This window comes from Pseudomonas sp. SWI36 (assembly GCF_002948105.1).
Taxonomy (GTDB): Bacteria; Pseudomonadota; Gammaproteobacteria; order Pseudomonadales; family Pseudomonadaceae; genus Aquipseudomonas; species Aquipseudomonas alloputida.
The window spans coordinates 5,309,290-5,335,389 of the sequence record NZ_CP026675.1 but is presented as its reverse complement, the minus strand read 5'-3'; the positions used below and the strand labels follow the sequence as shown (position 1 = coordinate 5,335,389).

Here is a 26,100-nt window from a genome sequence, read left to right as displayed (position 1 = left end):
TGGCGTGCAAGTCGGTCGACCAGGCGTCACACCGTTCCCTGCTGCAGCCATTGTTTCGGGCTCGCACCCACCTTGCGGCGAAAGGTTCGGGCTAGCGCAGAAGGACTTTCGTAGCCGACCTCATCGGCGATCAGGGCAATGGGGCGCCCTTCGCGAAGGCGTTTTTGCGTCAAACTGATGCGCCAGTTCGCCAGGTAGTCCGCAGGCGTAATACCCACGATCTCGCGAAAGTGCGAAGCGAAGCTTGCCCGCGACATGCCCGAAAGATTCGCCAGTTCCGCCACGGACCAATTGCGCTGCGGCTCATCGTGGATCCCCACAAGCGCGCGAGACAGCTGAGCGTTGGCCAGACCCGCCATCATTCCCGAGGCGATGCTGCGGCTGGCGATGAGGTGGCGAAGCAGCTGAATGATCATCAGCTCGAACAAGCGATTGAGAATGACATCACGACCACACTCATCTCCAAAGGCTTCTTCGAACAGCCAGTCAAGGGTGCCATCAAGGCCTTGCAATTCGCCGAGGGGCTTGATGATGAAGTCCGGCAAAGCCAGGGTCAGCGGATTGTTGGCGCCGCCATCGAATTGCAGGGTGGCGCACACTAACTCCGCTTCATCGGCGTCGGTGGCAAGCAAGTGATGCTCCTGCGGGCGCACCGCCAGAATCAGGGTGGGTTCGGTCAACTCGATACGCTGCCCACGCTTATCCTTGAAGGCCAGACGCCCCGAGCGCAACAGATGGGCGTGCCCGACACTGTGTTGCCCAAGGTGGGTCGTTCCACAGAACCCACCCTGGTGAAACGCACTAGCGTGCAGGTTGAAGTGCTTAAGTAGTGTCGACAGTCGGTCCATAGCGCACTCAGGTTTAGACGATCTGTTGCATAACTTCGACGATCTGAAGCCGAAAGAAAAGTCTGCCTCTCTAGTATGGACCCCAAGCTTGATAGACAAGCCGGTTACTCAACCTATTGGAGAACGACCATGACTCGTATTACCGCTCTCTCGCTGGACCAGGCGCCTACTGGCTCGCGCGCAGCTCTCGAAGGCATTCAAAAAGGTCTCGGCTTCATTCCCAACGCATTCAGGACCCTGGCGCACGCTCCGGTCGCGCTCAATGGTTACCTGGGCCTCGCCCAAGCGTTGGGTAAAAGCTCACTGAGCGCCGCCGAGCGTGAAGTCGTTGCCCTCGCCACCTCGGAAATCAACGGGTGCGACTACTGCCTGGCCGCACACACCTTCTTCGGCGGCAAGGCGGGTTTGAACGATGAGGCCGTAAGCCAAGCCCGAGCCGGCACACTCAGCGCGGTTGCCGCACTGGCGCAGCAGATCACGGCAAGGCGCGGCCAGTTGAGTGACGAGCAGATCGCTGCCGCGCGTGAGGCAGGTCTTACTGATAGCAAGATCGTGGAGGTGGTGGCACAGGTCACGCTGTTAACCCTGACCAACTACCTGAACAACATCGCCGCTACCGATATCGACTTTCCGCCATCGGCAAACTAGGAGGGTAACCGCCATGAGCCCTGTGACTATCTATACCACCCCGCACTGCCCATACTGCCTGAGCGCCAAGCGACTGCTGTCGAGCAAGGGCATCACCCCTGACGAAATCAACGTTGAAACGTCACCCCTGCACCTGGCGGAAATGATGCAGCGATCCCAGCGCCGAACTGTCCCACAGATATTTGTTGGCAAGGTGCATGTCGGCGGCTTCGATGACTTGGCCCGTCTTGACCGCAAGGGCCAGCTCGAGGCATTGCTTCACGCTTGAAGCGCAAAGTGCTCCGGCATGCGATCCCATCCGGAGCACTATTCATGTTCACTCCATGCCCATGCCATACATACCCACCTGCACAGCCGTTCTATCGCCCGCGCAACAGCACAGCGGCCCTTACCCGCTGCCTGCCGAAACTGCTCATGCGCTGAAATTCGGCATGGCTTACTGGCAGATGCTGGCAGTCCAGGATGCGTTTTTGGCGGCTGTGATCCACATCAGGATCATGCAGGTACACGAATTCGTCATCGCAACCCGTGACCAAGATCCAGTGCGGGGCTTTCAGACGAGTGAAACGGTAGCTGCTAATCAGCACCACCGGCCTGAACCCGTCTTGCAACGCTGACCGCACATCAAGGCCGGGCGCCAGCACCTGATGCACGTCGGTTTCGGCCAACGCCCCGGCAAAGCCGTCCTCGACCAATTGCATTACGTCTTTTTTCTGAGCACTGCGTACTCCATCGAGGAACAGCGATCCAGGCTGGCTGACCACCATGCACACCTCGAACCCGCGGCGCCAGGCCGCCAGTGCAAGCCCCTGCGGACTGCAACCGCCGTGCCCCGCCGTCATGAAGATGGTGGTCGCTTCTCGCCACAGTTGAATTTCCTCGCTGCGGTGCATGGCCCGCCCCCGTTCGACCGCAGCCATGGCCATCAAAAGGCAGGCCGCTCCGCAGGTGAACTCGGTCGTTTGCGCGTAGTACGGCACTTGCCGTGCAGGGGGCGGAGCGCTGCGCAGGATACGCTTCTCGAAACGCAGCGCCTGGCTGTGGTCTTCGTAGTAGTTCTCAACCACAGCGAAGCGTTGATAGCCATTGCTTTCGTACAAGCTGATGGCCGCAGGGTTGTCCGCGCGCACCTCCAGGCGCAGCCAGGCGCAATTACGCTCCAGCGCACTTGCCTGGGCCTGCTCCAGCAACTGCTGGCCCAACCCATGGCCGCGCCAGGCCGGGCTTACGGCAATTGAATACAGACGGGCAAGTGACGTGCCGCGATGGAACAGCAGCAGCGCGTAGCCCGCCAGATGCCCCTGTTGTTCAGCGACAATAAGGCTGGCATTGGCGCGTCGCACCATCCAGTTGAAATTACGCGGGCTCAGGCGGTCGAGGGTGAAACAGTCCTGCTCCAGGGCAACCAGCGCATCGATATCGGCCACCGATGCAAAGCGAAAATCAAAAGCCATGGCAACACCGTAATGTTTGAGTAACGAACCGGGACAGGTCGGGAAACCCGTGATTTATTGAAGGGGCGTCTTCTTCAACAGGGATCGAATACTCATGTCAGCGGTGCAAGCCAACGTGGCCGAAGTATTGGCCAAAACCGAAGTTTCCACAATAACCCTCTCCGAGGAGCCACCCAGTAAGCGGAGCGCCGGTAACCGCTTGTTGATCGTGGTGGAGCGCAAGGAAGACTGGGCCAGCTACTTTCCCAGCGAGAGCCTGATGCTGGCCCAGGATTACTTTGAACACAGCGACGACGTTGCGAGGCGTACGCAGGTAATCAACCTGTGCCGCAGCTACAAGTATCTGGGGCAAGGCTACTACTGCTCGCTGCTCGCCGAGGCACGGGGCCACAAGGTGTTCCCGTCGGTGCGAACCATCAGCGAGCTCACCCGCAAGGCGCTCTATGGCGTGGGGCTGGATGACCTGGAACGCACACTGGAGCGAGCCCTGGCCGATCACCCCTATGGCAGCACCGAGGCTTTCACCCTCACCTTGTATTTCGGGCGGACCGCCATTGAACCCCTTCAGGATATCGGTCGACAGCTGTTCGAGTCGTTCCCCTGCCCTGTCTTGCTGGTGGAGTTTCGCAGGCGTGATACCTGGCAGATTGATGGGATCAAGGCCGGCGCGCTGCACAAACTGCGGGATGAGCAGCAGTACTTGTTTGCCAACGCGCTGGATGCCTTCAACCGCCGGACGTGGCGTCAGCCCGCCTCCAAACGCCTGGCCCGGTTCGACCTGGCGATTCTGCATGACCCGGCCGAGGCGCTGCCACCGTCCAATCCTGAGGCGCTGGAGCAATTCATCGAAAACGGTAAACAGCTGGGCATCGATGTAGAGCTGATCGAAAAGAAGGACTATGCACGCCTGGCCGAATTTGACGCCTTGTTCATTCGGGAGACCACGCGGGTGGACGACCATACCTATCGCTTTGCCAAAAAGGCCGAAAGCGAAGGCCTGGTGGTGATCGACGACCCCTCCTCCATCCTGCGCTGCACCAACAAGGTGTACCTCGCCGATCTGCTCAAACGCCACAACCTCGGCGCACCGGCCACGGAGATCCTGTACAAGGACCGCCCGCAGGAACTCGAACTTGTGGGCCGGCGCCTCGGTTTTCCGCTGGTGTTGAAGATTCCCGACGGCTGCTTCTCGAAAGGCGTGATCAAGGTCGCCGACGCCCAGGCACTGGCCTCGGCGGCACAGGAGCTGTTCGAACACTCGGTACTGCTGCTGGCCCAGGAGTACTGCTACACCGAATACGACTGGCGTATCGGCGTACTCAACGGTGAAGCGCTTTATGCCTGCCAGTACTTCATGTCCAAGGGCCACTGGCAAATCTACAACCACAAGGCCCAGGCCGGCGAAGTCAACGGCCTGTGCCGCGCGGTCCCGGTGGAACAGGCACCGCCCGAAGTCGTAAAGCTGGCCGTCGACACTGCCAGGCTGATCGGGCAAGGGTTGTACGGTGTGGACCTGAAGCAGACCGGCGACCGTGTACTGGTGATCGAAGTCAACGACAACCCCAACCTCGATGCCGGCACCGAAGATGCCGTGCTGGGTAACGCGCTTTACCAGCGAGTGCTGCAGGCTTTCGTGCAGCGGCTTGAACGTAAACACCTCGGCCAGGCCTGGTAAACGATGATCGAATACTACCTCGCCGTAGACGGTGCCCTCCTTGAAGCCCCCGAGGAACGAGCCAGCGTCTGGTTGTGTGTCGCGCCGGACGCAACGGAGCAATCCCGGTTGTGCGATTGCCTGGGGGTCAGTGCCCAGTCGCTGGAGTCCTCCCTGGACCCGGATGAAGTGGCGCGTATCGAGATCAAGCCCGATCACCTGTTCCTGATCTGGAAGCGCCCGGAAAGCTTTGATGGCCGGGTATTCAATGTCTCGTCATTCGGCGTTGTACTCAGCGAAAAGCGCCTGGTGGTGATCTGCGCCGCCAACTCGCTACTCGCCGGAGTAGACCGGCAGGCCGGCATGAGTACCCCACTGGATGTGCTGATGGCGATGCTGGCTGAGAGCGTGCATCACTACCTGGGCCACCTGCGGGTGGTAAAGCAGGTGGCCCGCGAAATCCAGCTGCAGTTCGATCGGTCCATGGACAACCAGCACCTGGTGCAGATGTACAGCCTGAGCGAAAGCCTGGTGTATTACGTCAACGCCATTCAAAGCAATGGCGCCGTGCTAGCCCTGCTGCGCAGCCATGGCCAGAAACACGGCTTCGGGCCCGAGCAACTGGAAGTGCTGAATGACCTGATCATCGAAAACGAGCAAAGCTACCAGCAGGCGAAGATCCATGCCCAGGTCTTTACCAACCTGATCGAGGCCCGCGGCAACCTGGCCAACAACGGCATGAACCACGCGCTGCGCAACCTGACCATGATCAATGTGGTGTTCCTGCCCTTGAACCTGCTCGCCAGCATCGGCGGCATGTCGGAGTTCAGCATGATGACCGCCGGCATGCCCTGGTGGTTGACGTTCCCCGCGCTGCTGCTGGCCATGGCGGTACTTGGCGGGGCCATGGCCGTGGCTTTACGGCGTATGGCATGACCCGCCGTGCCAAGAAATAGTGTCAACGTGTACCCATCAACCCGCAGGACGAGACCATGGAAAATTCGGACATCGGATTATTTATGCTGGCGCTGATTGCAATTACAGGCACCCTGATAAGTCTGTTTGAACACCGCGCCGCACGCTCAGAAGAACCCAGCATCAAGCAGCCGGCAACCAAAGTTCAGCGGCGTCCTTGAACGTGGAATGGCGACCCACTCGCAAACTGGCGCCAACGTCCTCGAGAACAGCCATCCACATCGGTCGAGGTAACAGTGCCCCAGGGCGGGTCGCATTGCCTGGCCTGCCTCAGGGACAGGGCGCAACGGCAGATGACACCGGGTCAAGGAAGATCAGTTGCAAGGGCTCCGCCAACAGCTGTTCGGCCTGCTCGGCAAACCGCTGGAAGTGAGCGGTGGTCAGGTGCGCGTCCAGGGCCTGCTGATGGTCGAACGCCTCGCGCATGTAGAACGTCCCAGGCTCGTCGCTGCGTTCGAACAACATGTAGTCGCGGTTGCCGGGCTCCGCCCGAGTCGGTTCGATCAATGCCAGCAAGGCCGCTTTCAGCTTTGGTGCCTGGCCTGGCTTGGCCTTGAGGATGGCGAGGGAAACGAGGGGGTAATCTTGTCGGTTCATATCAAGCTCTTGGTCAGTGGCAAAGAGCAGGCGCGGTACTGCCTGCGTCAAGGTGTGCATGAGTTTCACCGGGCGTAGCGCCGGGAATGTGCGCGGCGCGGAGAAACACGGTTCGTTCAAGCATGCTCATGGCAGACCGGATCAACCGGTCCGCCGTTGTCTGTCAAACAGGTTTCAGAAGCCTTCCAGGACGATCTTGCCGCGCGCCTTGCCACTCTCGACCAGCGCATGGGCACGGCGCATGTTGGCGGCATTGATGGCGCCGAAATGCTCGCCCAAGGTGGTACGCAGGATGCCTTGATCGATCAGCCCGGCCACGCGCTCGAGCAGCTCGTGCTGGCGCACCATGTCGTCGGTTTCATAAAGCGAGCGGGTGAACATCAGCTCCCAGTGCAGCGACAGCGACTTGCGCTTGAGCGGCATGACGTCCAGGATCTGCGGGTCGTCAATCACGCCCAGGCGACCTTGGGGGCGCAGCACTTCAACCAGTTGCGCGAAGTGCTGATCAGTATGGGTGAGGCTGGCGACATGGCTGACCGACTCGATCCCCAGGGCCCGCAGCTGCCCTTGCAGCGGTGCACTGTGATCGATGACGTGATGGGCGCCCAGTTCGCGTACCCAGTTGCTGGTCTCGGCGCGGGAGGCCGTGCCGATAACCGTCAGGCGGGTCAGTTGCCGGGCCAACTGCAGCAGCATCGAACCGACGCCGCCGGCAGCGCCAACGATCAGCAGGGCATCGCCCTCCCCGCCGCCCTCCGCGATCCCCAGGCGATCGAACAGCAGTTCCCAGGCGGTGATGGCCGTCAGCGGCAGCGCGGCTGCCTGCGCCGCACCCAGGCTGCGCGGTTGATGCCCGACGATGCGTTCGTCAACCAGGTGATATTCACTGTAGCTGCCGGGCCTGGCGATGGAACCGGCGTAGTACACCTGGTCTCCGGGCTTGAACAGGGTCACCTGACGCCCGACTTCGCGGACGATACCGGCCGCGTCCCAGCCGAGTATTTTCGGCTCTCCCGTGAAAGTTCCCGCGCGTACCTTAGTGTCTACGGGGTTGACCGACACGGCTTTGACCTCGACCAGAATGTCCCTGGGCCCAGGGCTGGGCTTGGGCATGAAGATGTCCTGGAGAGACGCAGGGTCTTCGATAGGCAAGCCTTTGTGGATGAAACTGATCGCTTTCATAGGCACTCACTGCTGAATGTGGTTTGATTTGGCATCGAGTCTGGCGTGCCAGGCGTCCGGGAAAAACGGGCCCTGCCCGTCAACACTTTCATTGCAGGAGTGATAATGATCCGTCTCGACGACCTGGGTATCTTCGTTCGCAGCGCTGCGCTGGGCAGCTTTACCGCGGCGGCCCACGAGGCCGACCTGCTACCTGGCCAGGCAGCCGAGGCAGTCAAGCGCCTGGAGCGTGAACTGGATGTGCGATTGTTTGCCCGCACCACGCGCAGCTTGCGCCTCACAGCCGAAGGCGAGCAGTACCTGCCCTCGGCCCTTGTCGCCCTGGAAGCCCTCAGGCACGGGCGCGACAACCTGCGTCAGGAAAGCGCCCAGCTCAGCGGAACCTTGCAGGTGGCTGCACCCTCCGATCTGGGCCGCAACGTGCTGTTGCCCTGGCTCACGGCGTTTCGCCGAGAGCATCCACAGTTGAACCTGCGCTTGTTTCTCTCCGACCAGATCGCCGATCTTTTTCGCGATCCGGTAGATATCGCCATCCGCTATGGCCTGAACGCCGAAGCCAACTATATAGCCCTGCCACCAGCACCTTGGAACCGCAAGGTGCTGGTGGCCTCGCCCGAGTACCTGGCGCGGCAAGGCACCGTGCAAGCCCCCGAAGATCTGCTCGAACACCAGTGCCTGCTGTACATGCAGCAGGGGCGGGTCTACGACAAGTGGCAACTGGGAACGCAGACCGTCCAAGTGCGTGGCGCCCTGCTCTGCGACGACGCCGATATTGCCCGGCGCTGGGCCGTGGCCGGCGAAGGGATAACCTACAAGTCCTGGCTGGATGTGAGCGACGATGTGCTGGCGGGAAGACTTGTCGTGCTCATGCAGGATCACCCCGGGCCCGCCATGCCACTGAGCCTGGTGTGCCCGCACCGCAAGCAGTTGTCGCCTGCGGTAAGGCACCTGCACGCCTGGTTGTCCAGCCGCTTCGCCGAACTGGAGCGCGACTGATCAGCGCGAAGCCAACCACTCTGATCGAACGCACGCCGGCGCCCCGCTTGCACGCAATCGAATAATTTCAAGAGCTGCTTGACCAGGGAGAACGATCGTTCTACTCTGACTACATGGATAAGCCAATGACCGATACACGCGAAAAAATCCTGGCGACTGCCGAGAAGCTTATTTACGAGAACGGGATTCACGCCACGGGCATGGACCTCTTGGTAAAGACCTCGGGCGTCGCCCGTAAAAGTATTTATCGCTATTTTGCGAATAAAGACGACGTAGCAGCGGCGGCACTCAATGCACGCGATATACGCTGGATGACGTGGTTCAGAAGTGAATGCGAAAAAGCGCAAACGCCAGAGGCACGCATCCTTGGCATTTTTGATGCCCTCAAAAGTTGGTTCGAGTCAGAGGGTTTTCGCGGATGTGCTTTTATCAACACCGCCGGAGAGGTGGGTGACGCAGACGATCCTGTTCGACAGATCGCAAAACTGCATAAACAAAAGCTGCTGGACTACACGCTAGAACTGACCAGCGAATTAGGTGTTAACGATCCGACTGGCTTGGCCAAGCAACTTCTTTTGATTATAGAGGGCACGATAACCGTGGCCCACGTCATGGGTGATCACACCGCGCTCGACAGTGCACGAGAAATCGCAAAGGTTTTGCTCAAGGACGTGCAGCGCGCAAGCGCTTGAAGTTAAAGAAATACCCACTCAACTGAACCATCCAAAAGATTGGAGGCACCACCATGTCCAACGAACACACTCGTCCGCCACTTCCTCCTTTCACTCGCGAATCGGCGATTGAAAAGGTCCGACTCGCTGAGGATGGTTGGAATACCCGCGAACCCGAAAAGATTGCCCTGGCCTATACGGTGGACACCCAATGGCGTAACCGTGCCGAGTTTGCAAACAACCGTGAAGAAGCTCGGGACTTCCTTACTCGCAAGTGGAAGAAAGAACTGGACTACCGCTTGATCAAAGAGCTCTGGGCCTTCACCGACAACCGCATCGCCGTCCGTTACGCCTACGAGTGGCACGACGATTCGGGCAACTGGTTCCGCTCCTATGGCAACGAAAACTGGGAGTTTGAAGCCGATGGCTTGATGCACCGCCGTTTCGCCTGCATCAACGACATGCCCATCAAGGAAAGCGAGCGCAAGTTCCACTGGCCACTGGGTCGCCGTCCGGATGATCACCCAGGGCTGACCGAACTGGGCCTGTAAGTCAGGTTAAACCTGATCCTTTACATAGGGGATCAGGTTTTTTGTTTGAGGGGCACAGAGCATGGCCAAACGCAGGTTTCAATTCTCACCCCCTACTGCGCGGTAACAACGAATGCGGCGCCACGCCAAACGCCTTGCGAAACGCATGGCTAAAATGTGAAAAGTCTGAAAAACCAAACTCCAACGCCGCCTGCGAAACACTCTTTACCTGCCCACACTCAATCGCCGCGCGGCTAGCATTCAGCCGCTCCTTCCAGATCTCGGCAACCGGAGACTTCTGATGCCGGGCAAACGCCCGTGTCACCGTCCGTGTCGACACGTGATGTGCCAGGGCAATCGACTCGATCGACAGCTCCGGCTCAGTCAAATGGCGTTGAATGTAATTCATGATTCGCCCATAAAGATCCAGCTCCCGATGGGTAGTCTTCAGGTCCTGCAACTCAAGGCTGAGCACCAGCAGGTCGATGATGGTGTTGGAGTACCGTCGGGAGACGCCTTCGTCCTGCAACAACGGCGCAGAACTGGCCGCCTGGCCAATCATCTGCCGCAACGGGATCACTCCGGGGCGCCCCTCTTCCAGCACCAGCGCGGTGATGTCAGCGATGTGCGGGACACGCTGTGCGAGCAGCGGCCGGGGGATGCGGATAAGGTGGTTTTCGGTACCACCCAGGCTGAATCGAAACGGTTGGGTTGCGTCGTAAAGAAACACATTGCCAGCCGTGAGCCTGGCCTTGCGGTTGTGTTGTTCAATTTCGCCGTAACCGTCGAGGGTGACTCCCAACCATATGTCTTCGGCGGGGTCGCTGCGCAGGTGTTGCTCGGAGCGCACCCAGTGGTGCAGCGGCGACGACAGCGTCGTGACATCCAACGGGCCGATGCCGTTGACCTGCAGCGCCCCTTCGAAGTTGCTCTGCGAGGAGGGTTTGCTGTCTGCCGACAAACAATGGCGGCAGACCACCTCCCGCCAGTAATCAAAGCGACGGGATGGCGAAACGGCAAGGGTCGAATAGTGGTTGGTCTCAGCCATGATGGCGCTCACCTTCATGTGGCAACTTGAAAAAGGGGCACTGTTACAGAGGTTCGCATAGGCAATATTCACGCCAGCGGTATTCGCTGGCACAGGCTGCAGCCCTCTCAGCCTTCGTCCTCATGGCGCCAACTGGCGCTTTCCAAAAGCCCCCATATTGCTCCCCATTTCAGGGCAAAAAAGCTGCTTTTCCCTGGCCGCTGCACCATTGCGGCTCGTGCTCAAGCGGGTGTTACGGCGCTGTCGTTTCCAACCAAACGATTGTCCTTGCGAACAAAGCGACGTTGCCCAGTCCTCCCTAACTTTGACCTCACGTTGTTTCCAGCAACTGCGCTGATGAGGTAGCCCATGCAATTACAACAACAGCGAATCGCCGACGAGTTCAGGTGGCTGCATAGGCGCGACCTGGCGCCCGAAGAGTTTTTATCGTGGGTGCTCGAGTGGGCCGCGTGTGCACTGCGCGCCCGGCTGGCGAACGCTCCAGGCAATGCTGAGCGTGTTCTGAACATAAAATAACAAGGAGCCTGTGATGGAATCTGCAATCGACAAACACCTCGTGTGCCCGCGCACGTTATCGCGCCGGGTGCCTGATGATTACCAGCCGCCCTTCCCGATGTGGGTCGGCCGCGCTGATGAGCAGCTGACGCAAGTCGTGATGGCCTATCTGGGGGTGCAGTACCAGGGTGATGGTCAGCGTGAGCGGGCCTTGCAGGCGATGCGCGAGATTCTCGACAGCTTTGGCTTGAACGACGGCCCGCTGACTCACGACCTGACGCACCACACCGACAGCAGCGGCTACGACAACCTGATGATCGTCGGCTACTGGAAAGATACCGGCGCTTACTGCCGCTGGTTACGCTCGCCTGAGGTGGATGGCTGGTGGAGGTCGCCGCAACGCCTGAATGATGGCCTTGGTTACTACCGCGAAATCACCGCGCCGCGGGCCGAGCAGTTCGAGACGCTGTATGCGTTCCAGAGCGATTTGCCCGGGGTCGGGGCGATCATGGACAACACCAGTGGCGAGATTGAGGAACACGGTTACTGGGGCTCGATGCGCGACCGTTTCCCGGTGTCGCAAACGGACTGGATGAAGCCGAACGGCGAACTGCGAGTCGTGGCTGGCGACCCGGCCAAAGGCGGTCGGGTGGTGGTGATCGGCCATGACAATATTGCCTTGATTCGCTCGGGCCAGGACTGGGCAGCGGCAGAAGCGGCTGAGCGCTCGCTGTACCTGGATGAAATCTTGCCGACCTTGCAGGATGGTATGGATTTTCTGCGCGATAACGGCCAGCCGCTGGGCTGTTACAGCAATCGCTTTGTACGCAATATCGACGCGAACGGCAATTTGCTCGACATGAGTTACAACATCGGCCACTGGCGTTCATTGGAGAAACTCGAACGCTGGGCGGAATCGCACCCCACTCATCTGCGTATTTTCGTCACCTTCTTTCGGGTAGCGGCAGGGCTCGAGAAGTTGCGGCTCTATCACGAAGTCTCCGTGTCGGATGCAAGCAGCCAGGTGTTCGAATACATCAACTGCCACCCACACACCGGCATGTTGCGCGACGCAAAAGTCAGTTCCAACTAGCCCCCAACTCCACGTTTAGCCCCGCACCTGCCGTCCCTGCGGCAGTGGGGCTCTTTTTGCCCAGAATAAAGGACCTCTGTCCATGAAACAGCTCCGTTACCTGATGCTCGCGGCAGCCGTGCCAAGCGTGTGTGCGCAAGCGTTCGAAGTTGATCCGGGTGATTATGAAGCGCTGCCGGTGGGTGCAACGATCGGTGTGGTCTATTACCAGCATTCCACCACCGACAGCGCTTACGCCAACGGCCACAAAGTCAGCTCCGATTTCAACCTGACCTCCAACGTCGGCATCCTGCGGCTGCTGCACGTCTATCAATTGACTGATCGACTGACCCTGGAGCCGCAATTTCTGCTGCCGTTCGGCCGCGTATCGAGCAGCGGCGATGCCTCGGCCCTGGGCGACACCAGCGGCGTTGGCGACCTCACCCTGACGGCACCGCTCAAGTACCGCTTGAACGAGGCCAACGACATCCTTGGCGCCACCGTTTACCTCACCGCCCCCACTGGCACTTACGACCGCGACGACGCGCTCAACCTTGGCGAGAACCGCTGGAAGGTCGATCTGCAGGCCGCCTACGTCAAACATTTGGGCGAAAAATGGGCTGTCGACCTGGTCGGTGATGCCATCTGGTACAGCGACAACGACGACTTCGGCTCCAGCTCTGCGCGCCGTGAACAGGAGGTTTCCTACGGGGCGCAACTGATGGGGCGCTACATCGTAGACCCAGGCACTTCACTGGCAATTGGCCTCGGTCACGCCTGGGGCGGGGAAAACCAGATTGACGGAACAGCGCAGGACGACCGCGCCGAAACCACCAACTTGCGCCTCACCGCGAACAAGTTCTTCACCGCCAAGGACCAGCTGCAGGTGCAACTTGGCCGTGACCTCGCGGTAGAAAACGGCCCCAAGGAAAACTTCCGCCTGAACCTCAGGTACGTCCGGGTCTTTTAACCCAAGGCCCGTTGGCACCAGCAAGCCCCCCAGCAGATACGGAGCACCAGAACATGACTGATCAACAGGCAACCCCTGAACAGCAACCTTCGTTGTATACCCGCCTCGGCGGCTATGACGCTATCTACCAGTTCGCCGGCGCGGTACTGCGCAAGACCATGGCCCACCCGGCGATCGGTCATATCTGGGCACACATGTCCGAGTCGACCTTCCAGAAGGAACACATCAACTTCGTCGACTTCCTCTCGCAACACTGGGGTGGCAGCGCCAAGTACCGCGGCCGGGACATGGTTACCGCACACCGCGGCATGGGGCTTACCGAGGTTCATTGGCAAGCCACGCTGGATTGCCTGGAGGAATGCTACAACGACTACAACCTGTCACCGGAACTGCGCAAGGAGGTCAACGACTTCCTGGTCAAGTTCAAACCCGCCGTGATCGGCAGCCCCTCCTACCGCGATGTGGTGTTGGCCAACCCCACGATGGACCCGGCCAAAGGCATGAAAAGCGTCGGCGTAGTGTGGCCCGCACGCACCGATTCGGCTGAGCAGGCAGCCGTGCCCAAGCTGGAGCCGTAAGCCCACCCGGCCACATTCAGGACGCACTCCACTTGGCGCAACGCAGTCCTGCTCAACAAAGCGACTGTCCTGCTCAGCCAAGTACCGCTCGCGCGCTGGCGCTAGCTTGTTACCAGGCCCAGCCGCGGCGAGCCTCTCGAACAGTCATTTACCGGCCCCTGCGGCCTGCCACCGGAAACAGGACACCCCATGGCCATCATCCGCCCGACGCTCGAACAGTTGCAGTCCCTCGCCAGCCGCCTGCACATGCAGCTGACCCCGAACAAGCCAGCGAATACCTGGCGCTCATGCAGGCAAGCCTCGACGCCTATGACCTGATCGACGAACTGCCGGACTTCATCCCCTTGGTGCGCTACGAGCGCACTGCGGGTTACCGCCCCTCCAGCCGGGAGAACCCGTTGAACGCCTGGTACTACCGTACCGAGGTGATGGGCGCCAGCACCGGCAAACTGCTCGGCAAAACAGTCGCACTCAAGGACAACATCTCGCTGGCGGGCGTGCCGATGATGAACGGTGCCGCGCCACTGGCCGGTTTTGTGCCGTCATTCGATGCCACTGTAGTTACGCGTTTGCTCGACGCCGGGGTGACCATCCTCGGCAAGGCCACTTGCGAGCACTACTGCCTGTCCGGCGCCAGCCACACCTCGGACCCGGCACCCGTGCACAACCCATTGCGCCCTGGTTTCAGCACCGGCGGTTCGTCGTCGGGCAGCGCCGCGCTGGTTGCGGCGGGCGAAGTTGACCTAGCGGTGGGCGGCGATCAGGGCGGTTCGGCGCGTATTCCCGCAGCGTGGTGCGGCATCTATGGCATGAAGCCGACTTTCGGGCTGGTGCCGTACACCGGGGTGATGGCGATCGAGGCCACCTTCGACCATGTCGGCCCGATGACCAGCAACGTGCGCGACAACGCGCTCATGCTCGAAGTCATGGCCGGTGCCGACGGGCTTGACCCACGCCAAGGCGTGCCCGAAGTCGATACCTATGGCAACTACCTCGAGCGCGGTGTACGCGGGCTGCGTATCGGCATCCTCCAGCAAGGTTTCCAGCTCGCTAACCTTGATCAGCGCGTTGGCGACAAGGTGCGCAGCGCCATCGCCCGCTTCGAGGCGTTGGGCGCAGTGGTCGAGGAAGTATCGGTTACCGAGCATACGCTGGCCGGCTCGCTATGGAGCCCGATCGGCTGCGAAGGCCTGACCATGCAGATGATGCACGGCAACGGCGCGGGCTTTAACTGGAAAGGCCTGTACGACGTCGCCTTGCTCGACAAGCAGGCCGGCTGGCGGACCCAGGCCGACGCCCTGTCGCCCTCGCTCAAGCTGTGCATGCTGGTTGGCCAGTTTGGCCTGGAACACTACCACGGCCGTTACTACGCGAAGGCGCAGAACATCGCCCGTTTCGCGCGCGCCGGCTACGACAAGGCGCTGGAGCGCTACGACCTGCTGGTAATGCCAACCGTGCCCATCATCGCCCAGCCGCTGCCAGCGCCAGGTTGCTCGATCACCGAGAGTGTCTCGCGCGCGCTGGAGATGCTCGGCAATACCGCCGCGCAAGACATCACCGGCCACCCGGCCATGTCCATCCCTTGCGGCCTGGTCGACGGCCTGCCGGTGGGGCTGATGCTGGTCGGCAAGCACTATGCCGAAGGCACGATCTATCAGGCCGCGGCAGCGTTCGAGGCCGCGGTGGACTGGCGCACGCTGTGACCCAGGCAGCAGGCGCTGCGCCCCTGAAAAAATACCGCTGGCACAACAACAGATTTCAACAACCGTGTTGGACGAGAGGAGTAATCCCATGACGGCAACTTCAACCCCTGGTGAGCGCGCGCGCGCATTGTTTGCAGTGCTCAAGCGCAAAGACCTCATCCCCGAGGGCTACATTGAACAGCTCACCCAGCTGATGGAACACGGCTGGAGCCCGGAAAACGGCGCGCGCATCGTCGCCAAGGCCTGGGTCGATCCGCAGTTTCGCGAGCTGCTGCTCAAGGACGGTACGGCCGCCTGCGCCCAGTTCGGCTTCACCGGCCCACAGGGCGAATACATCGTCGCCCTGGAAGACACCCCGCAGTTGAAAAACGTGATCGTCTGCAGCCTGTGCTCCTGCACGAACTGGCCGGTGCTGGGCCTGCCACCTGAGTGGTACAAGGGCTTCGAGTTCCGTGCGCGGTTGGTCCGGGAGGGGCGCACGGTATTGCGCGAGCTGGGCACTGAGTTGCCCGGCGACATGGTGGTCAAGGTCTGGGACACCAGCGCTGAAAGCCGCTACCTGGTGCTGCCGCAACGACCAGCGGGCTCAGAGCATATGAACGAAGAGCAGTTGCGGCAACTGGTGACCAAGGATGTGCTGATCGGCGTCGCCCTGCCCCGCGTTGGCTGAGCAAGGCCGCCCAACCCCATTCAACTTCCGGAGTGTTCAATATGGATGGCTTTCACGATCTCGGCGGTTTCCAGGGCTTTGGCAAAGTGCCCCACCGCATCAACAGCCTGAGCTACAAGCAGGTGTTCAAGCAGGACTGGGAACACCTTGCCTACAGCCTGATGTTCATTGGCGTCGACCACCTGAACAAGTTCAGCGTCGACGAGATACGTCATGCCGTCGAACGCATTGACGTGCGCCAGCACGTCGGCACCGAATACTACGAGCGTTATGTGATCGCCACTGCCACGCTGCTGGTCGAAACAGGCGTCATCACACAGGCCGAACTGGATGAAGCACTCGGCTCGCACTTCAAGCTGGCCAACCCCGCCCATGCGCAAGGGCGTGCTGCAATTACCGGGCGAGCGCCTTTTGAAGTGGGCGACCGGGTCATCGTACGCGATGAATACGTGGCCGGGCATGTGCGCATGCCTGCATATGTGCGCGGCAAGCAAGGCGTAGTGCTGCACCGGACCACTGAACAGTGGCCGTTTCCGGACGCGATTGGCCATGGCGACCAGAGCGCTGCGCATCAACCGACCTACCATGTCGAGTTCCGCGTGCGGGACCTGTGGGGCGATGCCGCGGACGACGGCCTGGTGGTGGTAGACCTGTTCGAAAGCTATCTGGACAAGGTCGAAAGCCCGCGAGTGGTGCGCGCATGATTGCCGGCGCCCAGGCAGGCCGGCTGCCGGTGACGGTCCTTTCAGGCTTCCTCGGCGCAGGCAAGACCACCCTGCTCAACCACATCCTGCGCAACCGCCAGGGCCTGAAGGTGGCGGTTATCGTCAATGACATGAGCGAGGTCAACATCGATGCCGCCCAGGTCCAGCGCGACGTTGCGCTGTATCGTGGCCAGGATGAACTGATAGAGATGAGCAACGGCTGTATCTGCTGCACCCTGCGCGCCGACCTGCTTGAGCAGATCAGCGCGCTGGCGCGCCAGCAGCGTTTCGATTACCTGTTGATCGAGTCCACCGGGATTTCCGAGCCGATGCCAGTCGCCGAGACCTTTGCCTTTCTCGACGCCAACGGTTTCAGCCTCAGCGAACTGGCGCGGCTGGATACGCTGGTGACGGTGGTCGATGCCAGCCAGTTCATGGCCATGCTCGACTCACCCGAAACCGTCGCGCGGGCCGACGTCGCCACGGATGACAGCAGGCGCCCGCTGGCCGATCTGCTGATCGAGCAGGTCGAGTATGCCAACGTGATTCTGGTCAACAAACGCGACCTGGTCGATGAGGCGCAGTACCAGGCCCTGCAGGCAGTTCTCGCCGGGCTCAATCCAGGCGCACAGATCCTGCCGATGGTGGCCGGCAACGTCGCGCTGTCGAGCATCCTCGGCACCCAGCTGTTCGATTTGCCCAGCCTTGCCGCAGCGCCCGGCTGGATGAAACAGATGGACGCGCACGACGCCCCGGCCGGCGAGTCGCAGACCTATGGCGTGACGTCATGGGTGTACCGAGCGCGCGCCCCGTTCCATCCGCAACGCTTGCTTGATTTTCTCGCCCGGCCCTGGCGCAACGGCCGTCTTCTGCGCAGCAAAGGTTATTTCTGGCTTGCCAGCCGCCACCGCGAAATCGGCTTGCTGGTACACAGCGGCCAGCAGTTTCAATGGGACTACGTTGGCCATTGGTGGAACTTCATCGACCCGTCACAGTGGCCGCAGGACAAGTATCGCTTGCAGGGCATCATGGCCAAGTGGGACAGCATCGTCGGCGATTGCCGTCAGGAGCTGGTGTTCATTGGCCAGGACCTGGATACCCAGACACTGCAACGCGAACTCGACCATTGCCTGTTGAGTGCAGAAGAAATCGCCATCGGTCCGTTGGCCTGGGCAAGGTTGCCGGGGGCCAGCGCGTTCGACAACCGGGCCTTGTCGGCCAGCAAGACGCAGTCATTACCGGCTGATGCCATTTTCTAGTTGGAGGTGCGGAGTACGTCTCGCCGAAAGTCGGCAACCGTTTTGCAGTGGCGAGACAACCGGCCCGTTAACCCCATCAGCTCGACATTGCGCTCTGCCTGGCTGTTCATCTATTGGGCATATTTCCTGGCCCCGTAAACACAGATGACAGCCCCCAGCGTCACGAGCAGCATCGTCCAGCTGACATGCTCGTGCAGAAGCAACGCTGCCAGCCCAAGCCCCATGAACGGCTGAAAGAGTTGCAATTGGCCCACTGCCGCAATCCCCCCCTGGACGAGCCCTCGGTACCAGAACACAAACCCGATCAGCATGCTGAACAGTGAAACGTAGCCAAAGCTGAACCACGCAGGGGCACTTACCCTGGCAAAGTCATCAGGGGCTGGAAGATTGACTACCGTCAGCAGCAGCATGAACGGCAACGCTACCAGCAACGCCCAGCTGATCACCTGCCAACCACCCAATGTCCGCGAGAGGCGCGCTCCTTCGGCATAGCCCAACCCACAGACCACAACCGCAGCCAACATCAGCAGATCGCCCACCGCCGACGCCTCGCCTCCGTTCATCAACGCATAGCCAGCGACCAACCCGGCACCTGTCAACGAGAACAGCCAGAACAATGGCCGAGGTCGTTCACCGCCCCGCAAAACCGCAAATCCTGCGGTACACAATGGCAGGAGCCCGACAAAAACAATGGAGTGAGCAGAGCTTATGTGCTGAAGGGCAAATGCTGTCAGTAGCGGGAAACCGATAACGACGCCGAGCGCTGTTACGGCCAAAGGCGACAAATCCCGCCGTTTAGGTCGAGGCTGGCGTAGCACGATCAGAAAAAGCGCGCCCAGCATGGCGGCAATTGTCGCCCGGGCACAGGTGAGGAACGTCGGTTCGAAGTCGGCCACTGCCACTCGGGTTGCCGGCAACGAACCCGCAAAAATGGCGACGCCTATGAAACCGTTGATCCACCCGGTTGCTGATTTTTCCATCGGTAAGTCCTCGATAAGCCAAGGCTCAGTACATCACCGACAGGCTAACCCAGGCCATGTACAATCCAATACACTTAAACCAAACTGTTATGCATATGACTCCAGCACAGTTGAGGGTGCGATGAAACGGGACGGAACGCGAATTCGAACTGTCATGGGTGAAATCCAGTCGCGGATAGCCTCTCGAACCTACACACCAGGCGCGAGAATTCCCTCGGTGCGTGCGATGGCTCAGACCATGCAGGTGTCGGTTTCTACGGTGCTTGAGGCCTATGAAAGGCTGATGGCAGAGGGTGTACTCAATTCTCGTCCTGGCTCCGGCTTTTACGTAGCCGGGCCAGTGGCGCCCTTGGTACTCACCGAACTCGGCCCAAGGCTTGATCGTGAAGTGGACCCGCTGTGGATCTCGCGTCAGTCTCTTGACACCGCTAGCGATGCGTTGAAACCGGGGTGCGGGTGGCTACCTGCCTCCTGGATGTTCGAAGCCGGCTTGCGCAAAGCGCTTCGCACCGTTGCCCGATCCGACACATTGAAACTGACTGAGTACGCCTCGCCACTTGGGCATCTGCCGCTCAGGCAATTCTTGTCACGGAAGCTGACAGGCATCGGGATCGAAGCCCCACTTGAACAGATCATGCTCACTGAGTCCGGCACCCACGCCATCGACCTGATCTGCCGTTTTCTGCTGGAGCCGGGGGACACTGTGCTGGTCGACGACCCCTGCTATTTCAATTTTCACGCATTGCTGAAAGCGCACAGGGTGAACATCGTAGGCGTTCCCTACACCGCGACGGGCCCGGACATCGATGCTTTTGGCGCTGCCCTGCTCGCGCATTCTCCCCGGTTGTACATAACCAATTCAGGCATCCACAACCCGACCGGCGCCACCCTGTCTCCGGTCACGGCACACAGGTTGCTGAAGCTGGCCGACACCTCCAGCCTGGTGATCGTAGAGGACGACATCTTCGGGGATTTCGAGAATGCACCAGCGCCACGGCTGTCTGCCTTCGATGGCCTCTCTCGCGTCATCCAGATAGGTAGCTTTTCAAAGACCATCTCTGCTTCGATTAGATGCGGCTACATCGCGGCTCGCAGTGACTGGATCGAGAGCCTGGTCGATCTCAAGATTGCGACCACATTCGGGGGTGGCCGCCTGGCCGCGGACATCATCCATCTGGCGATTACCGATAGCGGGTACCGGAAACACATGGAAAGTGTTCGCCTCAGGCTGGCCGAGGCTATGGACAGAACGGTAGCGAGGCTTCAAGCCATTGGTATCAAGCCCTGGATAACGCCCCAGTCAGGCATGTACGTCTGGTGCCAACTTCCTCAAGGCAAGGATGCAGCAACGCTGGCTCGGGCTTGCTTGAATGAAGGTGTAGTACTGGCGCCCGGAAATGCGTTCAGCCAGTCGATGGCTGCGGGTGACTTCCTCCGTTTCAATGTCGCCCAATCGGCTGATGCCAAAATTTACGAAGTATTGAAACGGACACTGAGCGCTTAGTGGCGAAACTTCCTGTTTAACCACGTCAGCTCATTCCGCCCACCCACGATGAACGCCCTGTTTCGAGGAGGCGACGCTGTCGCTTCCTCGAAAAGGGACAAAGTGTTTCAGCTAGTGCAATGAGGGCGACATCAGCACAAATCAGGACACCCAGGATTCCACTTCTTCTGCCCCGTACTGGGCTTTCCATTCCTTGAGCAGCTTGTGGTTGCCACCCTTGGTCTCGATGACCTCTCCATTATGCGGGTTCTTGTACTGCTTCACTTGCCGAGCACGGCGTGGGGCTTTCTCTGTAGCCGCAGGAGCTGCGGACCGGCGACTGGCCTGAGGATCCAGGATGTTGATGATATCGCGCAGGCTGTAACCGTATTTGCTTAGCAGGTCACGCAGCTTGGTCTCGAACTCGATCTCTTTCTGAAGCTCACCGCTGCTTTTCATGGCTTCCAGTTCGGCCAACTGGGCCGCCAACTTCTGTTCAAGCTGTCTAAACTCTGCCAAACGCGACATGTGCATACTCCTGAATACGTGGATGCTGTTTAGAGAATCCTAACGCAGTTCAAGTTCAAACCAAAATTAAAAATCAGCGGCAAAGATCTACCGTCAGCTCGACGACATTGGGTATATCTCCTTCTTGGCGCTGTATGAAATACCTTGATACTCGGTAAGGCCGCGTTGAAAACAGCCTCGGAATGCTCAATTACAACCCGTAAACTCCGCTTCCTCGGCTGTTTTCGCCTTGCCTGAACTTCGTCTCAACGCTGTTCATACAGACACTAGAACTCCACCTTCCCCCGCCCCGCCTTGACAGTGCTCCGCCTGGCTTTTCCTTCGAGGCGGCGGGTCTTCGAGCCGAGGGTCGGCTTGGTGGGGCGGCGTTTCTTTTCGGTCTTGCCTGCGGTGATGATCAACTCGGCAAGACGCGCCAATGCGTCAACACGGTTCTGCTCCTGAGTGCGGTACTGCTGGCCCTTGATGATCAACACGCCGTCGCCGGTGATGCGACTGTCACGCAGCGCCAGCAGCCGCGCCTTGTAAAACTCGGGCAACGATGAGGCCGGGATGTCGAAGCGCAGGTGTACCGCGCTGGACACTTTGTTGACATTCTGCCCACCCGCGCCTTGCGCGCGGATGTATGTGAGTTCGATTTCGGCATCTGGCAGATGCACGTTATTGGAGATAGTCAGCATGATAGGGCCCTTGTCATTGCCCATTATCACAGACTGCGCCGCTCCCCCATAGCACAATGCAGGGTTCTTTGAATCAGTGCGCAAGCCGACCCAAGCGAGCACTCCCCTCGTCGGGGCCGTGCACTTCATGCCAGCCAGAGCTAGAACGCGTGCGCCATCACAGCGTTGCGCTCTGCTTTACCGGCAGTTGTACACGAAACGTTGTTCCCACTCCGACCTGGCTTGATACGGTTATCTCCCCACCGTGTTTCTTTACAATGCCATAGGAAAGGGACAGGCCTAGCCCTGTACCTTGGCCGACGGGCTTGGTGGTGAAAAAAGGATCGAAGATTTTCTTGATGTTCTCCGGTGCTATCCCCGCGCCTGTGTCTGCAACTTCGATGCACACCCAGGCGCCTTGATGAGCAGTGCCCAATGTGATGGTGCCCCGCTCGGGGCCCATGGCTTGGGCGGCGTTGAGCACCAGGTTCATTATCACTTGGTTGATCTGCGACGGCAGGCATTCGACAGGGGGTAACGGTTGGTACCGTTTTACCAGGTCGGCTTTATGTTTCAGCTCGCTCGCGACGATGTTAAGCGTGGAGTCAATGCCCTGCTGCAAATCGGCTAATTGCCACTGCTGAGCGCTATCAACGCGCGAGAAGTCTTTGAGGTCCTTGACGATATGCGCCACTCGACCGATTCCGTCCTTGGACTCCTTGATGAGGATCGGGATGTCTTCCATGAGGAACTCCAGTTCCGTCTGCTCACGAAGCCTTTGCAAGCGCCCAGTGGTTTCGTTTGCGCCGAGCATCAGTTCGGCCTCGCGATAGGCGTCGAGCATCGCTGCCAGTTGCTGGAAGTACCCTCCCAGAGTGCCCAGGTTGGAGGACACGAAACCGATCGGATTGTTGATCTCGTGCGCTACGCCGGCGGCCATCTGCCCCAACGAGGCGAGCTTCTCCGATTGCACCAGTTGGCTTTCCAGCTGCTTGCGCTCCTCGATCTCCAGCTGCAGCGCCTCGCTGGCCTGGGTCAGTTGCTGGGTACGCCGCTCTACCCGCTGTTCGAGCTGGTGCATTTTCAGCGAGGCTCGTTGGGTCATTTCCCACTTGGTCAGCAAGGTGCTGGCCATTTGCTGGACCTCGATGTTGTCGAACGGTTTTTTCAGGATCAGCAAGCGATCGTGGGCCTGCAGCCGGTCGAGCAACTCATCCCAGGAATAGTCCGAGTAGGCAGTGCAGACAACTACCTGCAACAGCGGGTCCTCTTCCCACAGGTGCTCAATGGTCTGAGCGCCATCCCATCCACCTGGCATTCGCATGTCGACGAAGGCTAACGCGTAGGGCTTGCTGGCCTGCAGCGCACGCTTCAGCAGGCCGAGACCTTCCTCACCGCCATAGGCTGAATCGAGTTCGAATACCGGTCGTTCGTTCTTGACCTGCTCGCCGAACAACAACCCTTCCATCTCGTCCAGCTCAGAGTTCTGCGATCTGGCCGGGGCAAGGATCTTGCGAAAGTCCTCGTGGATAGTCGGCATGTCATCGATCAGCAGGATCCGGCGATTGATCATGTCACTCATGCAGGCTCCGTCACCGCGATCAGCGGGATCCTCAGGGTAAAGACAGCACCCAAGCCAGGGCCGTCGCTGTGTGCGGTCAGGTGACCATTCATCTCGATGGCGGCCAGGGCACAACTGTGCAAGCCGAAGCCATGCCCGTCCTTGCGCGTGGTGAAGCCATGGGCAAAGATCTTCTGCAGGTTTTCAGGGGCAATGCCTTCGCCTTCGTCCAGCACGCTCATTTCCAGGAAGCCCCCCTCAACGATGCGCGTCCTGAGGATCATCGTCCGCGGGTCGCTGCCGGGGCCGGACATGGCGTACTTGGCGTTGCTGATCAGGTTGATCAGAATCAGCAACAGCCGATGCCGGTCGCCCATCACCATAGGCAGATCTGCGAAGTCGCGCACTACCCTCACTTGATGCCGGGTCAACGCGCCTGCGTTCATGCGCAGCGCGTCCTCGACCAGGTCGTTGACCGACAGCGGCTCTGGCACATTTTTAGCGCCGGCATAGGATTGCTGGGTGGCCACCACTTCCTTGATGTGGTCGATGCTCTTGTTCATTCGTTCCAGCTCGATCGCCATCTCCTTCTGTTCATCGGCGATCGCCTCGGTCAGCTGGTTGAGGTAGCCAGGAAGCAACCGGCCTCTGGGATCCTCGTCGAGAAACCGACCGATGTCAGTGGCATGCTCGCGAAACAGTTGCATGGCCTTGCCCAAACCCTGGGTTTTGCTGCTGCGCAACGTTCGAGCGATGAGATCAGAGGATGTGTTCACGCTGTTGAGCACGTTGCCCACGTTATGCAACACATTGGTGGCGATCTCCGCCATACCTGCCTGGCGCGCGGCGTTGAACAGCTCGCTCTGAGCGTTCCGGAGCGCCAGGGTGCGTTCCTCGACCCGCTGTTCCAGGACGTCATTGGCGCTTTGCAATGCGTTGTTGACCCGTCTCACCTCGGCGAAACTGCGCACCAGCAGCCCTGCCAGGCAAATGACCGAGAACATCAGCAAGCCTGATAGCCATAACGTGTAGAGATGGTTTTTACGGTTGATCTTTTCAACCTGCTGTTGATCCCTGTCCAAAAGGCTGGTGATCGTATCCAGGCGCTCGGCAACCGGGATCGCCTCGATCTGCTCGAGCAGGCGGTTGACGACAGGTTGCTCGCGCAGGATCAACGCCACGTGATTGCTCAACAGATTGAGGGGCGTCTGGAATTCTTTGGGCAGGTTCTCCGTGTTAACAGCCAAGTTGCCTAACCCCACCTCTATCTCGGCAGCCCTTTCCACAGAGGTAACCTGCGCGAACTCCAGGGCACTCAGCAAGAGGTCATAGGTGTCAGTGACGAATCCGTGTACCTCCTGCCGATTCGGGGCCAGCATGGTGTTGATCTGGGCCTGAATACCGTCCTCGGCGGTGGGTAGAAATGCCAACGAATTTCGCAGCAAGGCATTATGCGACTTGAATTGCTCCACGAGCCGAGCCTTTTCCCCGAACGCAGAAAGAAAACCGTCATGGGCATCGCGCCACTGGTCTGAGTCATCGCGCCCTTGCTCGGCTTCCCGGCGGTCGAATCGTGCCCACAGCCGCTTCATCTCCTTGAGAGGAATCACAAGTGGATCGTAGTTATGGGAGACGGCTACCCGGGCCTTGAGCACCTCGTTTTCCCATACAGCATCCTGTTGCTTGAGCTGACGAATGAGATCTCGGGATTCGTTGTAGGTCTGGGTCTGCTCTGACCCGGAATTCAGGTACAAGTACAGCAGCATCGACGCCAGTACAAAGACCAACCCACTGAATAGAATCAGGCTTGTACGCCGGGAAATCACCCTCATGGCTGACCCGCCTTTTCAGCAGTAAGGGTTTTGAGGAACAGCGTGATGAGCCTGCGGTCCTCATCGCTTGGGATTCGTCCAAGCTGATACTGGAACATCACGTCGATCGCACGCTCCAGCGTAGGCGCCGAGCCATCGTGAAAATAGGGCGCGGTCATCGCCACATTGCGCAGGCTCGGCACTTTGAACACCCCCCGGTCGGCCTCCTCTGCGGTCACGTTGAAGCGGCCCTGATCCGCCTCGGTGGGGTTGCCGCGGTCAGCGATGTAGTCGCCGAACACGCCAAATTTCTGGAACATGTTGCCCCCAATATTCACCCCTTGGTGGCAGGCGATGCAGCCATAGTCCTTGAAGCGCTGGTAGCCGTATTTTTCGTCCAGGGTGAGCGCCTCGGTATCGCCCTGCAGGTAACGATCGAAGCGTGCGCCGGGGGTAAGTAGCGTCCTTTGGTAATCGGCCAACGCGCTGAGGATGTTGTCCTTTGTCACCGCGTCCAGGTAGGCATCCTTGAACGCCTGGCGGTAACGCACGTCTGCGGCGATGCGCTGCTCGATCACGCGCCAGTCTCCGCCCATCTCGTGAGCGCTGGTGATCACGGCATCCCCCTGCTCCTCGAGTGACTCGACCCGGCCATCCCAGAACTGCCGGAAATTAAGGCTGGCATTGAGTACCGTTGGCGTATTGAGCGTAAGCGGCAGGCCATCTGCACCCATGGAGAACGCCCGGCCATCGACCCCGTACGTGTCCAGACGGTGACAACTGGCGCAGGACAGTGTGCCGTTGCGCGACAACCGCGGATCGTTGAACAACTGGCGGCCCAGCTCGACACGCCCAGGTGCCAGAGCGGGAATCGGAGGCAGTGGCTTGAGCGGCTCGTCCAGCAGCTCGGCCCCGCTGTCCACACTCAGAACGAATAGCACCCACAGGCTCAGGCAACGTCGCAAGCGCTGCGGGTGAAGAACGGAACGAAAACGACAGGTTGTCTGCGCGAACATCCGGGAGA

26 protein-coding genes and 1 pseudogene are annotated in these 26,100 nt (G+C 59.9%); 16 read left to right on the top strand and 11 right to left on the bottom strand.

Annotation, left to right across the window (positions count from 1 at the left end):
- Positions 1-26 precede the first annotated feature (26 nt).
- Entirely contained in the window at positions 27-848 is an 822-nt protein-coding gene (locus C4Q27_RS25440; RefSeq protein ID WP_003248200.1) for an AraC family transcriptional regulator, read from the bottom strand.
- A gap of 129 nt (positions 849-977) precedes the next feature.
- On the opposite strand from C4Q27_RS25440, the gene C4Q27_RS25435 reads away from it, so the two are divergent.
- Positions 978-1,496, top strand: a complete 519-nt coding sequence (locus tag C4Q27_RS25435; RefSeq protein ID WP_064490612.1) for a carboxymuconolactone decarboxylase family protein — start codon at positions 978-980, stop codon at positions 1,494-1,496.
- A 13-nt stretch (positions 1,497-1,509) separates the two neighbouring features.
- Positions 1,510-1,764 (top strand): glutaredoxin 3, encoded by a 255-nt coding sequence (grxC, locus tag C4Q27_RS25430; protein WP_010953858.1) that lies wholly within the window; start codon positions 1,510-1,512, stop codon positions 1,762-1,764.
- Positions 1,765-1,855: 91 nt separating this feature from the next.
- On the opposite strand, the gene C4Q27_RS25425 is transcribed toward grxC, so the two are convergent.
- Positions 1,856-2,950, bottom strand: coding sequence for a GNAT family N-acetyltransferase/peptidase C39 family protein (locus tag C4Q27_RS25425; RefSeq protein WP_064490613.1), 1,095 nt, complete (start codon positions 2,948-2,950; stop codon positions 1,856-1,858).
- 94 nt (positions 2,951-3,044) lie between these two features.
- Between C4Q27_RS25425 and C4Q27_RS25420 the strand changes: the two genes are divergently transcribed.
- The 3 genes from C4Q27_RS25420 to C4Q27_RS29480 are packed head-to-tail and all read left to right on the top strand — an operon-like array spanning position 3,045 to position 5,740.
- The gene (locus C4Q27_RS25420; protein ID WP_020190206.1) at positions 3,045-4,625 is read left to right on the top strand and encodes a RimK family alpha-L-glutamate ligase; all 1,581 of its coding nucleotides are present in this window, start codon (positions 3,045-3,047) and stop codon (positions 4,623-4,625) included.
- Positions 4,626-4,628: 3 nt separating this feature from the next.
- Positions 4,629-5,540: a magnesium transporter CorA family protein gene (locus C4Q27_RS25415; RefSeq protein WP_064490615.1), complete on the top strand. Its 912-nt coding sequence runs from the start codon at positions 4,629-4,631 to the stop codon at positions 5,538-5,540.
- A gap of 56 nt (positions 5,541-5,596) precedes the next feature.
- A complete protein-coding gene (locus C4Q27_RS29480) occupies positions 5,597-5,740 on the top strand; it encodes a hypothetical protein (RefSeq protein WP_177410024.1) in 144 nt (47 codons plus the stop codon).
- A gap of 109 nt (positions 5,741-5,849) precedes the next feature.
- Here the strand turns inward: C4Q27_RS29480 and C4Q27_RS25410 are convergent, their stop codons facing one another.
- Both C4Q27_RS25410 and C4Q27_RS25405 read right to left on the bottom strand, forming a co-directional pair.
- Positions 5,850-6,176, bottom strand: coding sequence for a putative quinol monooxygenase (locus C4Q27_RS25410; protein WP_029615346.1), 327 nt, complete (start codon positions 6,174-6,176; stop codon positions 5,850-5,852).
- Positions 6,177-6,350: 174 nt separating this feature from the next.
- Positions 6,351-7,358 (bottom strand): zinc-binding alcohol dehydrogenase family protein, encoded by a 1,008-nt coding sequence (locus tag C4Q27_RS25405; protein WP_104887553.1) that lies wholly within the window; start codon positions 7,356-7,358, stop codon positions 6,351-6,353.
- A 105-nt stretch (positions 7,359-7,463) separates the two neighbouring features.
- Here C4Q27_RS25405 and C4Q27_RS25400 point away from each other — a divergent pair, with 105 nt between their 5' ends.
- The 3 genes from C4Q27_RS25400 to C4Q27_RS25390 all read left to right on the top strand — a co-directional run bounded on the left by C4Q27_RS25400 (position 7,464) and on the right by C4Q27_RS25390 (position 9,576).
- A complete protein-coding gene (locus C4Q27_RS25400; protein ID WP_104887552.1) occupies positions 7,464-8,354 on the top strand; it encodes a LysR family transcriptional regulator in 891 nt (296 codons plus the stop codon).
- Between the two features lie 125 nt (positions 8,355-8,479).
- Positions 8,480-9,046 (top strand): TetR/AcrR family transcriptional regulator, encoded by a 567-nt coding sequence (locus C4Q27_RS25395; protein ID WP_196766163.1) that lies wholly within the window; start codon positions 8,480-8,482, stop codon positions 9,044-9,046.
- Positions 9,047-9,099: 53 nt separating this feature from the next.
- Positions 9,100-9,576: a nuclear transport factor 2 family protein gene (locus tag C4Q27_RS25390; RefSeq protein WP_010953850.1), complete on the top strand. Its 477-nt coding sequence runs from the start codon at positions 9,100-9,102 to the stop codon at positions 9,574-9,576.
- A gap of 85 nt (positions 9,577-9,661) precedes the next feature.
- On the opposite strand, the gene C4Q27_RS25385 is transcribed toward C4Q27_RS25390, so the two are convergent.
- On the bottom strand, positions 9,662-10,603 hold the full coding sequence (locus C4Q27_RS25385; RefSeq protein WP_064490705.1) for a helix-turn-helix domain-containing protein: 942 nt from the start codon (positions 10,601-10,603) through the stop codon (positions 9,662-9,664).
- A gap of 529 nt (positions 10,604-11,132) precedes the next feature.
- On the opposite strand from C4Q27_RS25385, the gene C4Q27_RS25380 reads away from it, so the two are divergent.
- The 7 genes and pseudogenes from C4Q27_RS25380 to C4Q27_RS25350 all read left to right on the top strand — a co-directional run bounded on the left by C4Q27_RS25380 (position 11,133) and on the right by C4Q27_RS25350 (position 18,054).
- A complete protein-coding gene (locus tag C4Q27_RS25380; RefSeq protein WP_104887551.1) occupies positions 11,133-12,191 on the top strand; it encodes a phenylacetaldoxime dehydratase family protein in 1,059 nt (352 codons plus the stop codon).
- Positions 12,192-12,273: 82 nt separating this feature from the next.
- Positions 12,274-13,140 carry a transporter gene (locus C4Q27_RS25375; protein ID WP_064490620.1) on the top strand — a complete coding sequence of 289 codons (867 nt, stop codon included), beginning with the start codon at positions 12,274-12,276 and terminating at the stop codon, positions 13,138-13,140.
- A 53-nt stretch (positions 13,141-13,193) separates the two neighbouring features.
- Positions 13,194-13,718, top strand: a complete 525-nt coding sequence (locus tag C4Q27_RS25370; protein ID WP_064490621.1) for a group 1 truncated hemoglobin — start codon at positions 13,194-13,196, stop codon at positions 13,716-13,718.
- 189 nt (positions 13,719-13,907) lie between these two features.
- A pseudogene (locus C4Q27_RS25365) lies at positions 13,908-15,421 on the top strand (amidase).
- Positions 15,422-15,509: 88 nt separating this feature from the next.
- The gene (gene nthA / locus C4Q27_RS25360) at positions 15,510-16,091 is read left to right on the top strand and encodes a nitrile hydratase subunit alpha (RefSeq protein ID WP_064490623.1); all 582 of its coding nucleotides are present in this window, start codon (positions 15,510-15,512) and stop codon (positions 16,089-16,091) included.
- Positions 16,092-16,132: 41 nt separating this feature from the next.
- Positions 16,133-16,795 (top strand): nitrile hydratase subunit beta, encoded by a 663-nt coding sequence (nthB, locus tag C4Q27_RS25355; protein ID WP_064490624.1) that lies wholly within the window; start codon positions 16,133-16,135, stop codon positions 16,793-16,795.
- Entirely contained in the window at positions 16,792-18,054 is a 1,263-nt protein-coding gene (locus C4Q27_RS25350; protein ID WP_104887549.1) for a GTP-binding protein, read from the top strand. The genes nthB and C4Q27_RS25350 overlap by 4 nt, the downstream gene beginning before the upstream one ends.
- A gap of 110 nt (positions 18,055-18,164) precedes the next feature.
- On the opposite strand, the gene C4Q27_RS25345 is transcribed toward C4Q27_RS25350, so the two are convergent.
- On the bottom strand, positions 18,165-19,034 hold the full coding sequence (locus C4Q27_RS25345) for a DMT family transporter (RefSeq protein WP_104887548.1): 870 nt from the start codon (positions 19,032-19,034) through the stop codon (positions 18,165-18,167).
- Positions 19,035-19,155: 121 nt separating this feature from the next.
- Between C4Q27_RS25345 and C4Q27_RS25340 the strand changes: the two genes are divergently transcribed.
- The gene (locus tag C4Q27_RS25340) at positions 19,156-20,538 is read left to right on the top strand and encodes a PLP-dependent aminotransferase family protein (protein ID WP_104887547.1); all 1,383 of its coding nucleotides are present in this window, start codon (positions 19,156-19,158) and stop codon (positions 20,536-20,538) included.
- 141 nt (positions 20,539-20,679) lie between these two features.
- Here the strand turns inward: C4Q27_RS25340 and C4Q27_RS25335 are convergent, their stop codons facing one another.
- The 5 genes from C4Q27_RS25335 to C4Q27_RS25315 form a co-directional block, all read right to left on the bottom strand.
- Positions 20,680-21,045: a histone-like nucleoid-structuring protein, MvaT/MvaU family gene (locus C4Q27_RS25335; protein WP_014591145.1), complete on the bottom strand. Its 366-nt coding sequence runs from the start codon at positions 21,043-21,045 to the stop codon at positions 20,680-20,682.
- Between the two features lie 266 nt (positions 21,046-21,311).
- Positions 21,312-21,725 (bottom strand): alternative ribosome rescue aminoacyl-tRNA hydrolase ArfB, encoded by a 414-nt coding sequence (arfB, locus tag C4Q27_RS25330; protein WP_010953846.1) that lies wholly within the window; start codon positions 21,723-21,725, stop codon positions 21,312-21,314.
- A gap of 157 nt (positions 21,726-21,882) precedes the next feature.
- On the bottom strand, positions 21,883-23,286 hold the full coding sequence (locus tag C4Q27_RS25325; protein WP_064490628.1) for an ATP-binding protein: 1,404 nt from the start codon (positions 23,284-23,286) through the stop codon (positions 21,883-21,885).
- Positions 23,283-25,097 carry a DAHL domain-containing protein gene (locus C4Q27_RS25320; RefSeq protein ID WP_064490629.1) on the bottom strand — a complete coding sequence of 605 codons (1,815 nt, stop codon included), beginning with the start codon at positions 25,095-25,097 and terminating at the stop codon, positions 23,283-23,285. Before C4Q27_RS25320 ends, C4Q27_RS25325 begins: the two co-directional genes overlap by 4 nt.
- Positions 25,094-26,092, bottom strand: coding sequence for a cytochrome-c peroxidase (locus C4Q27_RS25315; RefSeq protein ID WP_104887546.1), 999 nt, complete (start codon positions 26,090-26,092; stop codon positions 25,094-25,096). Before C4Q27_RS25315 ends, C4Q27_RS25320 begins: the two co-directional genes overlap by 4 nt.
- Positions 26,093-26,100: the final 8 nt, after the last annotated feature.